The organism is Pseudoalteromonas luteoviolacea (genome assembly GCF_001750165.1).
In the GTDB taxonomy this organism is placed as follows: Bacteria; Pseudomonadota; Gammaproteobacteria; order Enterobacterales; family Alteromonadaceae; genus Pseudoalteromonas; species Pseudoalteromonas luteoviolacea_G.
On record NZ_CP015412.1, the window covers coordinates 625,873 to 639,459 of the forward strand.

A 13,587-nucleotide genomic window follows, 5' to 3' on the forward strand; every position below is an offset into this window, starting at 1 on the left:
CTACTTATATACAAGCCACTTTTGACTTTTAGACGTATTTAACTATTTTCAGTTCGTCACGCTATTACTTCCAGCTGTTTAAACCTACTCATTCTAATGCTTAAGTATTGAGTTTAAAAATGAATATTTCCTTAAATTGTTAATTATTTTGATTTGAGTAATAATCCTGTTGGGAATAAGCGATCTAAAACTTTATTCGATCAATTGATAAAATATTGATTTTGATATTTCTTCAACTTAAATATTCCAGAGTGTGAGCAAACCGAAACTTGTCAAAGTAACTAGAAAGGGTTAACCTTATAGGAACACATCATACTTTTATTATATAAATAATATAAATTATTACTGAGTAAAATTTAAAAAAATATTGGTCAAAAGTATATGCGCATTCCAATCGCTTTTTATGCTCACAAATATTTGTTATGTTAAATTTATCGTTAATCCGAATTTATATTAGTTGCCACTAACACAGGTTGTTTAAACTTGAACTCTTTACTTAAACTTGAACTCTTTACTTAAACTTGAACTCTTTACTTAAACTTGAACTCTTTACTTAAACTTGAACTCTTTACTTAAACTTGAACTCTTTACTTAAACTTGAACTCTTTACTTAAACTTGAACTCTTTACTTAAACTTGAACTCTTTACTTAAACTTGAACTCTTTACTTAAACTTGAACTCTTTACTTAAACTTGAACTCTTTACTTAAACTTGAACTCAACTCTTTACTTAAACTTGAACTCAACTCTTTACTTAAACTTGAACTCAACTCTTTACTTAAACTTGAACTCAACTCTTTACTTAAACTTGAACTCAACTCTTTACTTAAACTTGAACTCAACTCTGAAACTCAACTCTGAAACTCAACTCTTTACTTAAACTTGAACTCAACTCTTTACTTAAACTTGAACTCAACTCTGAAACTCAACTCTGAAACTCAACTCTGAAACTCAACTCTGAAACTCAACTCTGAAACTCAACTCTGAAACTCAACTCTGAAACTCAACTCTGAAACTCAACTCTGAAACTCAACTCTGAAACTCAACTCTGAAACTCAACTCTGAAACTCAACTCTGAAACTCAACTCTGAAACTCAACTCTGAAACTCAACTCTGAAACTCAACTCTGAAACTCAACTCTGAAACTCAACTCTGAAACTCAACTCTGAAACTCAACTCTGAAACTCAACTCTGAAACTCAACTCTGAAACTCAACTCTGAAACTCAACTCTGAAACTCAACTCTGAAACTCAACTCTGAAACTCAACTCTGAAACTCAACTCTGAAACTCAACTCTGAAACTCAACTCTGAAACTCAACTCTGAAACTCAACTCTGAAACTCAACTCTGAAACTCAACTCTGAAACTCAACTCTGAAACTCAACTCTGAAACTCAACTCTGAAACTCAACTGTATAAAATAAGCTCTCTTTTATTTAGCCTATTCTCGATTCTTAAAAGTCTGTACATTATTCTTAAGTTTGGCCCTGCATATCAAATGTGCGTTAAATGAATAACTAATCTTTTGTATAACATTACATTTCAATATTTAAGTTGATAATAATAAAAGAAATGGTATTTTATAAAGGAACACATCATACTTATATGTTATTAAGAATAATCCACACCATCGCCTGATTTTTAAACTTACAAACTAACAAGATATAAATATCCATGCACGCTGAACACATTCGGATGATGTGTTCTTAATCCTATTTAACTAATTTTATTGATTACATTAGATAAACAGCCATTTTTTATATATAATAAAAGGAACACATCATACTTATAAAATTACAATGTCATCCAAATTTAAATTAAGAAGTAATTTTGATTACCTAAATGACCAAATAAACTTGTTATGTGAAGAATTAAAAATAGCTGAAATTATTAACTGTAGCTATTTTCAATTACCAGACGTAAAACATGAAGATGAAAAAAAGGCTCCAGATAGTATTCCTGTTATTACTCTATCTGGTGATGAGGCTTTTAAGAAATGTATCTCTGGATATAAAGATCTTTATGTAGGAGATAAAAAAAGTAGCAAAATTCTAACTCGTCACCCAGGCCTTATTTCAGTCAATGATTTTGAAGGAAAATTGAAAGCTCGTCTAATTGAAGTTAATAAAGCAAAAAACAACTTTAAAGAGTTAATTCTTAAAATATCTAATAACGACGCAAGGTTTGAAGCTGTACATAATGCGATACCAAATTTAATTACATTAGCAGCTTATCGAAAAATACACTTTGAAGATACAATCCCCTATTCTGTTCGCTTCACTTGGATGAAAAAGCACTCTACTACTACGTTATCAAAGTCCTTAGCTTTAGAAATGCTTAATAAATCATCTGGATATTCAAATCCTAGAGTAATAGATCAACAAAGTTGGCAACAAATTGTTGAGTTAGAAAAAATTAGAGTATCCAGTTTAAGCGAAAAAAGTAAATTAAGAATTAAAAGACCGACAAGAGTAACACCTGAAGTAAACATCAGGTTTACAGCAAAAAATCGTTATCATGTTAGTGGAGCGCTTCCATTTATTTTGTTAAATCCTCAAAAAGAAACGAAAATAGGATCTCTGCCTAACTACAATTCTAGAAATATCGATGTGAGAAAGAAGGATTATTCTTACCTAATAGAGAGGATTTACCTTGAAAATCTAAACGATAGTTAAAGAGCAAGAGTTATTGAGGGCTAATTTAACATAATTAGCCTTTTCTGTTATTTCTTTACAATTTCTTCTAGAATATCTTCATCAATGATTTCAGCAGTTTCAACTAGTCTTTTACCACCCTGAATCTCAATTCGTTTGTTATGTTTATTCAAGGCTAAAATTTCTTCACAAAACTGTGTTGATGGATGCATTTCATAAACATAGTCTACAATTCGACCACTATCATCATCTTTCACGTTTGAAATGTTATATTCAGAAATAGCACCTTTTTCGATTAGATCTTTCATAGTAGTTGTCATATCTCGACGAAGAGCTTTCAATTTATTATCTGTAATCTCATCCGTTGAATAGATAGAACCATACTTTTCCATTATCGATAAAAGTCTAAAGTGATATGTTTTTCCAGGCGCCGCGTATCTCCATAAATGATAAAGTCTCAGCATCATCCATCGAGATAATCCGCGCTTTAATTCTTGAGCACTATTAAAATAATAACCTTTGTACTCTAAATTATCGATCATGTTATGTACAAATGCATTAAGACAAGCAACACATTTAATATTTCCGCCTTGTCCTTTTTTACCACTAAAATGTAATGAAGATAAGAAGTTCATATTAGATTCGTAGAACGAATCATCCACGCTACTATTTTTTGTATCTGTCGCTCGATATTTGAAAGACAATTTAGAACCTTGAAGCGCTTCTAAAGATTCTTTTATTTGAGGGTAAGGCATTGATTGGCCTACAGCTTTAAGCTCTTGGGCCAATTCATTCATAGAAAAAATCACAGCATATTGAATACCGGACTTAAAATTAATTTTTACTATTTTTCCTTTTGAAGCAAGGCGAATAAGTGCTCGTTCAACCTTTTCTTCCCTATCTGATGGCCAAACTAAAAACTCCGTTTCTTCACCATCTTTTTTACTGCTCACGACAGCTGGGGTGATTTTTATTTCACCATCGTACAAAATACCATCAACTTTCTCAGATATCCGTCTTGTAATAATGGTTTTTTTAGGCGCCTCTTCTAATGGCAACTTTTTGTAACCAGAACGAACAAACCGTCCCCACAAATCATAGTGGTTAAAAGTATTTGAATATGCTCTCAGGCCATGATTGGTATTTTCGATTGAAATTCGTACATCTTTGTTATCCGTAAAGAGAGCTAAACTTTCGTTATCAATTGCACTCTCAACGCCATGGATTTGACCTCTTAATGAGTCTGGCAGATTGTCAACAGAGATGTTTACCTTGCGGCTCATGTTTTTACTTCCTGATTCTTCCGACAGCTAATAACAACACATTCAAAGGAAAAAGTTAATAATTAAAGTTAGTAAAAAACTGATCTGTTCTCAAGTTTTTTCATAGATCAATATTTTACCTACTTTAATGGCTACACAGATCAATTTTTTACTAACAGGGGTGCAAATTCGTGTTTCTTCATACTAAATGTTTTCAAAAAAGCTCGATTTTACTTATGTTTGTCGTAGCCCTGTGCATAACAGTACGCCGATTTAGTAAAGATCTGATCTATTCATAGTATAGATCAGATCTATATATACTTATTTTTATGATTTTTGAAAGGTTTGTTGATAACTACTTTATTTTTCTTAGTATAAATTTGATCTATAACGCCAGTATTGTTTATAAGACTGTGGATAAGCTGTTATTATAATAAAATGATTGTTAGTGGTTAGTATTATCTTGATCTGTCAGTAGTAATAGATCTGATCTTTACCACGTATTTTCTTGATCTGCTGTAATTACAAAAATTCATTTAAAACAAGCAATTAGAATTAGATTCTGCGTCCTTAACCTTATATACCTTTATATTTAAACATACTTAAACTTCTTTATTAATCTTATGAAAATTAATAAATCATATTTTTTTTAGATGTCTTCTACTTTATAGGTTTACGTTTCAATAGGTGGACATTATAATATAAGGTATAAATTTAAGGATTATACGTATGTCTATAAATAGCAACGCACTTTCTACTTATAAATTGTTGAAAGCAACAGCTGAAGTTGCAGAACGATCTCTTGAAGGTAGAATTCAACACTATCGAGCACATCTCAAATCTGATGATAAAGAACTCAGAACTTATACTCAAAAAGCAGCAGCCGATTTATTAGGTGTTAATAATCGCACTTTAAAAAGAAGACATGATCAAGGCGATTTTGATCTATTACAAATCCAAAAAGGCGCTAATGGTCATTATGCTTACACCTTAAGTAATATTTTTGCTATGGCCGATATCCTTGGGATCAAAGCAGATCACAGAGACTCAAGCGACAAACTCCAAGTTATTGTAATCAACAGCCTAAAAGGAGGTTGTGGCAAAACAACATCTTTGGTCAATTTAGCAGCTGCATTGGCTACAACAAATATTAAACGTTACAGGATCGGCATAATTGATCTAGATCCTCAAGGATCCTCCTCTAGTTTCTTTCCTTCCAATGATCATGATCCGATCACTGTTGGCGATCTTATGCGTGATTGCATAGAGCTTGATGAAGGTGAAACGTGGTCTCAACTTGTTGCTGATTCTTTTCAAAAGACACATATTCCAAATATTAGAATCCTCCCGTCTGGTATGGACGACTTCTATTTTGAGCATGAAACCGCAACCGAATTAAAAGAATCTAATGGTTACGAGCAAACAAGACATTACCATAAGTTAAAGGAACGTGTCATAGAGCCTGTACAAGACGAGTTTGATATAATTCTTATAGATACTGCTCCTTCTCTTAATTTCATGTTCTACAACGCTCTGATGGCTTCTACAGCCATGCTGATCCCTGTTCACCCAGAAGCTGTAGATTTTGACGCAAACAACAAATACCTTAAAAGGCTTGGTGAGATTTATCATACCGTTGCAGCTCTTGGTCATGATGGTTGGGACTTTATGCAATTCCTTGTTACTAATTATGTTAAAGGCAATCATTCACAACGAGATATTGTTAAAGACGTTAGAACCGCATTTGGCCGTCAAGTTATGAGCTATCCCATTAATCACAGTTCTGCAATCACAGCAAGTTCCTCCTCTTTTAATACTATTTTCGATCAAAAAACATCAGACTCGCTTGCAAGCAGAGAGTCCTTGCTTCGCGCTCAAGAAAACATAAAAGATGTCGTCGATGAATTAGAAATGCTAATTCGTTCAAATTGGGCCTCCACACAATCAAGCTTAGATTAATAAACCAAGGTTAAACAATGGCTAGAAAACGTAAGAATGATACTCGATTAGATCCCTTTGCAACACCTGTAGAAAATAGCAGCTTGGATGAATTACTTGGTCAAACAAATATCGGTGATGTTGTGCAAATGCCATCACCCAGCGATCCTAATAGAACGATCAAATTAAAGTGTGAAGTGATCCCTTTTTCTAAAATTGCAGACAAAACAGTTGTATTTGGTCAGAACCGACGTGAACAATCCTTATTAAACGAAAAGTCGGTTGCTGATATTCTCCCTGCTATCAAAAATGATGGTCGAAATATGCATCCAGCGCTTTGTTGGGAAAAAGGCGGTCAGCTTCATGTATTATCCGGTTCTAGAAGGCGCAAGGCTTGTTTAATTGCCGAAGCGAACTATGTAGTGTTGACTTCTGAAGACTTTACAAGTGAAGATGCGAAAGTATTAGCGGTTTCCTCAGATCAATATATTGCACCGAGTTTATGGGAATTAGGTAAAGCTTATGAACAGACTCGTTCTAAGCTTCAAGAAGTTGGTAATAAAGGCTCATACCGAGAAATTGCTGCGATAGAGGGGGTGTCACACACCGCAGTTGCTGATGCAATTAAAGCATACGAACATATAAATCGTGATGTTGTTTTGCTCTATCCTACGCCAAATCATTTAGGCCGAGAAGTTGCTAAAAAGCTCATAAATGCAAGAAAAGAACAACCTGAGCAATTTGATATAAAGCTTGCCCAGTTTTCAGTTCAGACACTTTTCACTGAAGAAATGAGTGATGAAAAGCGTGCCATTGCCATAACTAAGTACTTAACTACGTTTAATGACGAGTCTACAAGCCGTTCAGAGGCACTGTTAGAAAATAAGTACGTTAAAGTCCAACGCAGTCTTAATTCAGGTGCAATCACTGTAAAAATTGATGATAAGGTACTGACAGATAAACGTTTAGAGCAGTTACAAAAACTGTTAAACAGTTTTAATTAATATGTTACGGCCTAGTTTTTCTAGGCCTTTTTAATATTTTTTGACATCCAACCAGTCAATTTTTCATAATTTAGTCCCATTTTCCTCTTTAGCTCAAAACGGTAATTTCATATACTGGTCCTTTACGTTTTATTACTTGTTAAGAAATGTCCTCGCAGTTATCTAAAGAGCAACTATTAGCTTTATTTGAAGAAATTAAACAGGAACAGTCGTCGCAGTTTCCTTTATCAGATCGTTTCTTAAAGCAGTATTTCAATTCTGCTATGTTAACGAAGGCTAAAGAGTACCTAAATGATGATCAAATATCATTTTTGGAGCACAGTGATGACTTTTCCAGAATAGATGCTCAAGTTCTTGGGAATCATGGCAACACCTTTACGCAGCACATCAAAATTGAGCAAGTAAAAGGGACTCCTTCTGTTGAAGCGCAGTGCTCGTGTTCGAATAACCCTAAATGTCGTCATATTGCTGCTGTGTTATTAAAGTTGAAGGTCGACCATTCAGGTGGTTTTGGCGAATCTTTTTTGGTAAATGATTGGTTTAATGAATTATCAGCACTTCAGCAGTCATCGGATTTAGACGCATCTAATGTACTTTTGTTTGTCTTGGAACAACGAGGCAATGAAGTGTTATTAAACCCTAAAATGTCACCTCATAAGCCTGATGGGCATTATCCGTTAGGCCGTGTACTTACTGAAAAACAACTCAATGCACATGTTCCACCGAAAGATATTCTTGAGAGTGATTATCGTCTGTTCAGCTGGGTACGCTCGCAAAATACACCAGGACATTTTGAATTATCGGGTAAGTGGGGGTTTGCAGCTCTTCAACAGCTAACCTCTACTAAACGTTGCTTTTTTGGCAATAGTCGCAAGCCACTTCAGTTCGGCCATATGCAGCATTTACATTTTTCTTGGCAAAAGGAGAATGATGACTTTAAGCTGGTCAGTCATTTATCTGAGGTTGATCAATGGTTGTTGATAAAATCAGATCCTCCTGTCTACCTTGATACTGAAAACATGCTCCTTGGGCGAATTGAATCAGAATTAAGTGCAAAAGAAATTGCTCATTTGCATACAATGCCTAGTATTCAAAAGGCTAAAATTGAAGCTGTTATTAAGCGATTCCAAGATATTTTTGCTGATAATGTGATACCTCCTCCACAGGGTTATGAAAACCTAATCGACAAAAACAAGTTAGTCGCTAAATTGTCAGTAAATGAGGGAGAATATACGCACCTTAAGTTGTCGTTATTCGACTCTACAAAGAAATACTCAACAGAGAAGCAATTAAATCGATGCGAAAAAATGCTTCTCGGTTTGGGCTTCGAAGCTCAAGGTGGCGGGTTTAAGCTTCCAGTTGAAGATGAGGTTGCTTATCACTGGTATAACTGTGAAGTGAGGCCTTATTTACAGCGCAAGATGTGGCAAGTTGAAGAACTGCAAAATTCTAAAAAGGTACTGCTACCGAAAGTAACATTGCAGCTCAAACGAGATAAAAAGCATCATGTCATCGGTAAAGTAATGTTTGATGATCGACAAATTTTACTAGATTGGGATAAAGCACCCTGCCATGAAGTTAACTCCATTGCCAATACTTTCCAGTACGTACAAATAGCTCAGCAATATTATGCTATCTCGAAAGGTGTGTACGAAGAGTTGTTATTGCTTAAATCTAGGTTTAGTTATTATTTATCAAGTTCTCAATTTAAGTTCCCGTTATCTTATGCCAAAAAACTATTTGAGTTGGATTGTGTAGAAAGTGTCTCAGATGATGCTCGACTTTTAGATTACTTATCCGAGCTTGATAAACCTATTCAAACTCACCCTGCTGCTTTGGCTGATGGACAAGGTCGATTCACTTTAAGGGATTATCAGTTACAAGGCGTAAACTGGCTTAAATTTTTAAACCGTCATCAGCTTGGTGGAATTTTGGCTGATGATATGGGTCTAGGTAAGACCCTTCAAGTAATCGCGTACTTTATTTCACAGCATAATACATTGGTAACAAAGCCGTCGTTAATTGTTTGTCCTACTTCTTTAGTCGGAAATTGGCAAAATGAATTCAAGAAATTCGCGCCTCATTTGCCTGTACTTACTGTTCACGGCAGTAATCGAGATAAGCAGTTAAATCAAGTCGCCCAAGCACGTTTTATTATTACAACCTACCCGCTTTTGAAACGCGATTTGGCGCATTATTCAGAATTACATTTCGACTCTATTGTGCTTGATGAAGCACAATATATTAAAAATGAAACTGCGCAGATTTCGAAATGTGTAAAGCAACTTTCAGCAGAGTTCAAACTATGTATGAGTGGAACGCCGGTTGAAAATAATTTAATGGAGCTAAAATCTTTATTGGACTTTGTGATGCCAGATGTGCTTGGTACCAAGCAGCAATTTAAGCAAAACTTCCAGCAACCAATTGAAAAAGAAAGAGATAGTAAGCGTGCCAAAGAGCTTCAATCACTGATAGCGCCCTTTATTTTACGAAGAACGAAGTCAGAAGTGGTACGAGAGTTGCCTGCTAAAACTGAACTTATCAAAAAGCTTGAGTTTATGCCTGAGCAAGCATCGCTTTATCAACATGTGCAAGGGCAAATTGAAACAAGCTTAATTGATCTATTTAAAGAGCAAGGTGTTGAAAGCAGTAAATTGGCGTTCTTAGATGCGCTTCTTAAATTGAGGCAAATTTGTTGTCATCCAGAGTTAGTTGATAAAACCGGTGCACATCAGCAAAGTGCTAAATTTAAATGGTTGAAAGAGCACTTACCTATCTTGTTAAAAGAAGGTCGAAAAATTATCATTTTTAGCCAATTTACGACTGTTTTGGATATGATTGCTTCGCTTTGCGAAGAAGTTGAAATTCCATTCACCATGCTCACTGGTCAAACGAGGCATAGAGACAAAGCGATTGCACGTTTTACCGAGGGAGATGTGGACGTTTTTCTAATTTCTCTTAAGGCCGGTGGTACAGGGCTTAATTTAACACAAGCAGATACCGTCATACACTTCGACCCATGGTGGAACCCTGCTGTTGAAAACCAAGCCACAGATAGAGCTTATCGTATTGGCCAAGATAAGCCAGTATTTGTCTACAAGTTAATTGTAGCTAACTCTATTGAACAGAAAGTCTATCAAATGCAAAAAGATAAACAGGCATTGGTAGATGCGTTATTTGCTGATACTGGTGTCAACCTTAACCAGTTTAATGAAGCACAAATGCTCGAATTGATAAAAAGTTAAAATTATTTTGAACTAATGATTCAATGGGTAGTCTATTACTATGCGCACTGTAAGACGACATTCGCAGTGAGCACATGTTGATTTCCCCCTTATTAATTACATCGCTAAATTTGTAATGACCAGCTCAATTGAGCTGGTTTTCTTTTTTATCTCCCAGGTTTTTGTTCTCGAGTGGTGTAATGGCGTGTAATGGTATTACGCTTCATTTCTTGCTTTGTTCCACATTTGATCCACATTCTTTCACTTTAATAAGCACATAGGAAAACGAAAACCAAATGAATTGGACTTAAGGGTGGGTTATTATGTTGTGCTATGAAAATACGATTTCGCAGTTAAACTTTATTGAACCACAATCGCTGTGCGACTATGATCTCATTAATGAAGTTGCAAGCTCTGATGATCTGACAAGCATTCTAACAACATTGCTATTTGACGATACACTGTCAGCAGATCTTAAAAAGCAGGTGAAGCGACAACTCCGAGTGTTAAAAGCCAGTAAGAGAAACTAATGGAAGAAAAAAACCACATTTTGATCGTCGAAGATGATTTTGATATTGCAGAACAAGTTATGCTGTTTTTTAAGGCTTCAGGCTTTGAAATAACACATATTGCAGACGGTGCAGAAGTGGTAAGCTGGGTAAGACAAAATAGCCCAGATGCCATCTTGATGGACATAATGTTACCAAATCAAGATGGTGTAGAGTGTATGAGGCAAATCCGAGAATTTTCCATGGTACCCATTGTGATGTTAACAGCTAAGGTCTCTGAATCGGATAGGCTCAAAGGGCTTGAGTTTGGGGCTGATGATTATGTCTGTAAGCCGTTCAGTGCAGCTGAGCTGGTTATGCGTATCAAGGCAATTTTGCGTCGCTGTAGTGCCCCACAAGCTGCTGATACACCAAATATTGAAGTGAATGAGTCACAACTGTTGGTTTCACTGAAGGGTCAATCGTTGAGTTTAACCAAAGTAGAATTTGACGTATTTGCAATGCTATATAATGCACCAAACCGAGTATTCTCTCGCCAGCAAATTTTAGACCATATACAACCAGATAACTTTGATATTTCTGACCGAGTTATTGATAGTCATATTAAAAATATTCGTAAGAAAATTAAGAATATCGAAATATCACCTAAAATCGTCGAATCAGTATACGGTGCTGGATACCGATTTAACGAACAACACATAAATAGCTAAACTCCCTCATTATATGTGCTGGCATCAGTTAGCACATTATTTTATTTCAGTTATATCGCTCTTCTAAGTGATTGAAAGCTGACTCTGATGTATGATTTAACTAGATTTAATTGTTAGAGTCATATTATGCTTTGGACTGGTTTTTCTTCGCTACCTTGGCAAATTGCATTTGGACTTTTCGGCTCTGGTGCAGTGTTATCCGGTTTAATTTTTTTCATTCTTACCTATTTATCAAAACAAAAATTACGTTCGATACATGCTATGTCGCAAAGTAAAATTGAGGCGTTGCAAATAGCACATGATGACCTTAAAGAGCAAATGAACGCAGCTCAGCAGCTGCAGTTAAAAACCCATGGTGAAGCACAACAATATCAAGCTAGGCTTGCGGAAAAGCATACACAAGTAAAAGAATATTACGGCTTATGGCAGCAAGCCCAAAATAAAGCGCAGCAAGCACAAGAGCAAGCTCATCAATTGGCTTTACAATTAACAGACATGGAAACCAAACTCGCTGAAAAGCAATTGTCATTTGATGCGCAAATATCGCAATTAGAGCAAGCAAAAAACACGCTAAAGCAAGAGTTTGAGAATGTTGCAAGCAAACTTTTTGAGGAAAAAAGTCAACAATTTACGCGACATAGCCAAGAAAAACTGCAAACAATATTAAGTCCAGTGCAAGGAGAAATTAAAGGCTTCAGGGATAAAATGGAGGCCATTCATAGTGAAGAGTTAAAGCAACGTGCTGCACTCAGAACAGAGCTACTTCACTTACAGGCGAATAACCAAGCTATGACCGATCAAGCGAGTAAATTGACTACAGCGCTTCAAGGCCAAACTAAAACCCAAGGTAATTGGGGTGAGCTGATGCTGGAAAATGTGCTAGACAGCGCAGGTCTTAGACCTGGCTACGATTATAAACGTGAAGTCAGTTTTACGACGAATGAAGGGAAATACCGCCCAGATGTAATTGTGTATCTACCTCAAAGCCGTCATTTAGTTATCGACGCAAAAACATCTTTAAATGCCTATACCCGATATGTGAACGCACAGGATGAAGTAGCTGCCCAGCAGGCTTTGAAAGAACATGTGATTGCCGTTAAAGCGAGGGTTAAAGAGCTGGGAGACAAATCTTATGAGCGGTTACCTGGTCTAAACTCACCTGAAGTGGTGATCATGTTCATTCCAGTAGAGTCTGCGTTTGTTGAGGCGATTAAGTATGATCCAGAAATTTATCAATATGCACTTGAGAACAAGGTGTTAGTTGCGACGCCGACAACGTTATTAACCAGTTTGAATATAGTGAAACAGCTGTGGCGTTTTGAAGAGCAGAGTAAACATAGTAAAGAGTTAGCACTGCGTGCAGAAAAATTTTACAACAAGCTCAATAGTTTTTTGCATAGTTTAGAAGGGGTTGGTAAGCAGCTGGGTAAAGCACAAGAAACGTATGATAAAGCACTGGGGCAGTTGTATTCTGGTAAAGGAAATTTAATAAAGCAAGCTTCTGAATTTAAGGAACTAGGTGTCTCAGTAACCAAGGAACTGCCTGAAGAAATGTTAGAAAAAGCGAAACTAGAGCTTAAATAATGGCATAAAAAAAGGGCTATCGCCCTTTTTTACTTATTACACACTTTATCTTGTACACAACGCATAATCACCATTTCTTGGTTTATCTGAGTAAAGATAAATGAATAGTGAGTTGTTTTTAACATCATTCCACACTGTACTCTTCGGGTGTGGGCATAGAGACTGCTTTATATAGCTCTTAATTTCGCTACTGGTCATTGCTAATGGAGTTGGGATCTGAACAAACACATTCAATTCACCGTCGTTGAAATTGATACGACTTAGCTTCCAGCTGCCCATCATGTATTGCTTAGAAAAATAGCGGTCAATACGAGTCTGAGCATCGTGACTTATTTCAGCATGTACAACAGAATGTGATTTATTGTCTACCCAGTAGTTCCATGCTGAAGCCAAAATGATAAATCCAGCTAGTAGCAAAGACCAAAAAGGTAATACATTTTTTTTAGGTCGTACTTTATTCCTATGCCTTTTTCTCTCGGCAATTTTGACCCAATCATTGTGTTTCATTGTACGCTGTGTCATAAGTAAATTCCTCCCGTTCATGTTGCTTATTAAAACAGGGCAATGTGGATAAAAAATGGATCAAAATGGAAGTTATAGTGCTCGGATCAGTTGGGCTGACAAATTTACAAAAGTACTACTTTAGGGTTGATTTGTTTTTTCTAACAAGATCAAAAAAGCCACTATTTTGCATAAGTGGCTTT

General features: G+C 35.9%; 9 protein-coding genes. 7 read left to right on the forward strand and 2 right to left on the reverse strand.

Translation table 11 applies throughout. The features are described 5' to 3' along the window. The first annotated feature begins 1,797 nt into the window (after positions 1 to 1,797). Positions 1,798 to 2,673, forward strand: coding sequence for a DNA replication terminus site-binding protein (locus tag S4054249_RS23175; protein WP_046356738.1), 876 nt, complete (start codon positions 1,798 to 1,800; stop codon positions 2,671 to 2,673). A gap of 47 nt (positions 2,674 to 2,720) precedes the next feature. On the opposite strand, the gene S4054249_RS23180 is transcribed toward S4054249_RS23175, so the two are convergent. Next, positions 2,721 to 3,935 carry a replication protein A gene (locus tag S4054249_RS23180; protein WP_046356739.1) on the reverse strand — a complete coding sequence of 405 codons (1,215 nt, stop codon included), beginning with the start codon at positions 3,933 to 3,935 and terminating at the stop codon, positions 2,721 to 2,723. 708 nt (positions 3,936 to 4,643) lie between these two features. Between S4054249_RS23180 and S4054249_RS23185 the strand changes: the two genes are divergently transcribed. The 6 genes from S4054249_RS23185 (at position 4,644) to S4054249_RS23210 (ending at position 12,883) form a co-directional block, all read left to right on the forward strand. Beyond that, positions 4,644 to 5,873, forward strand: coding sequence for an AAA family ATPase (locus S4054249_RS23185; protein WP_046356740.1), 1,230 nt, complete (start codon positions 4,644 to 4,646; stop codon positions 5,871 to 5,873). 17 nt (positions 5,874 to 5,890) lie between these two features. Continuing rightward, entirely contained in the window at positions 5,891 to 6,856 is a 966-nt protein-coding gene (locus S4054249_RS23190; RefSeq protein ID WP_046356741.1) for a ParB N-terminal domain-containing protein, read from the forward strand. 146 nt (positions 6,857 to 7,002) lie between these two features. Next, the gene (locus S4054249_RS23195) at positions 7,003 to 10,101 is read left to right on the forward strand and encodes a DEAD/DEAH box helicase (protein ID WP_046356742.1); all 3,099 of its coding nucleotides are present in this window, start codon (positions 7,003 to 7,005) and stop codon (positions 10,099 to 10,101) included. A 302-nt stretch (positions 10,102 to 10,403) separates the two neighbouring features. Further along, complete coding sequence (locus S4054249_RS23200) at positions 10,404 to 10,610, forward strand: hypothetical protein (protein WP_046356743.1); 207 nt, start codon at positions 10,404 to 10,406, stop codon at positions 10,608 to 10,610. After that, positions 10,610 to 11,299, forward strand: coding sequence for a response regulator (locus tag S4054249_RS23205; protein WP_046356744.1), 690 nt, complete (start codon positions 10,610 to 10,612; stop codon positions 11,297 to 11,299). Before S4054249_RS23200 ends, S4054249_RS23205 begins: the two co-directional genes overlap by 1 nt. 126 nt (positions 11,300 to 11,425) lie before the next feature. Next, entirely contained in the window at positions 11,426 to 12,883 is a 1,458-nt protein-coding gene (locus S4054249_RS23210) for a DNA recombination protein RmuC (protein WP_046356745.1), read from the forward strand. Between the two features lie 45 nt (positions 12,884 to 12,928). Here S4054249_RS23210 and S4054249_RS23215 read toward each other — a convergent pair whose 3' ends face one another. Beyond that, positions 12,929 to 13,405 carry a hypothetical protein gene (locus S4054249_RS23215; RefSeq protein ID WP_046356746.1) on the reverse strand — a complete coding sequence of 159 codons (477 nt, stop codon included), beginning with the start codon at positions 13,403 to 13,405 and terminating at the stop codon, positions 12,929 to 12,931. Positions 13,406 to 13,587 lie beyond the last annotated feature (182 nt).

What these genes read in the sequence shown, in the direction of transcription:
- S4054249_RS23175 (WP_046356738.1), top strand. Translation starts at nt 1,798, where the DNA reads ATGTCATCCAAATTTAAATTAAGAAGTAATTTTGATTACCTAAATGAC.
- S4054249_RS23180 (WP_046356739.1), bottom strand. Translation starts at nt 3,935, where the DNA reads ATGAGCCGCAAGGTAAACATCTCTGTTGACAATCTGCCAGACTCATTA.
- S4054249_RS23185 (WP_046356740.1), top strand. Translation starts at nt 4,644, where the DNA reads ATGTCTATAAATAGCAACGCACTTTCTACTTATAAATTGTTGAAAGCA.
- S4054249_RS23190 (WP_046356741.1), top strand. Translation starts at nt 5,891, where the DNA reads ATGGCTAGAAAACGTAAGAATGATACTCGATTAGATCCCTTTGCAACA.
- S4054249_RS23195 (WP_046356742.1), top strand. Translation starts at nt 7,003, where the DNA reads ATGTCCTCGCAGTTATCTAAAGAGCAACTATTAGCTTTATTTGAAGAA.
- S4054249_RS23200 (WP_046356743.1), top strand. Translation starts at nt 10,404, where the DNA reads ATGTTGTGCTATGAAAATACGATTTCGCAGTTAAACTTTATTGAACCA.
- S4054249_RS23205 (WP_046356744.1), top strand. Translation starts at nt 10,610, where the DNA reads ATGGAAGAAAAAAACCACATTTTGATCGTCGAAGATGATTTTGATATT.
- S4054249_RS23210 (WP_046356745.1), top strand. Translation starts at nt 11,426, where the DNA reads ATGCTTTGGACTGGTTTTTCTTCGCTACCTTGGCAAATTGCATTTGGA.
- S4054249_RS23215 (WP_046356746.1), bottom strand. Translation starts at nt 13,405, where the DNA reads ATGACACAGCGTACAATGAAACACAATGATTGGGTCAAAATTGCCGAG.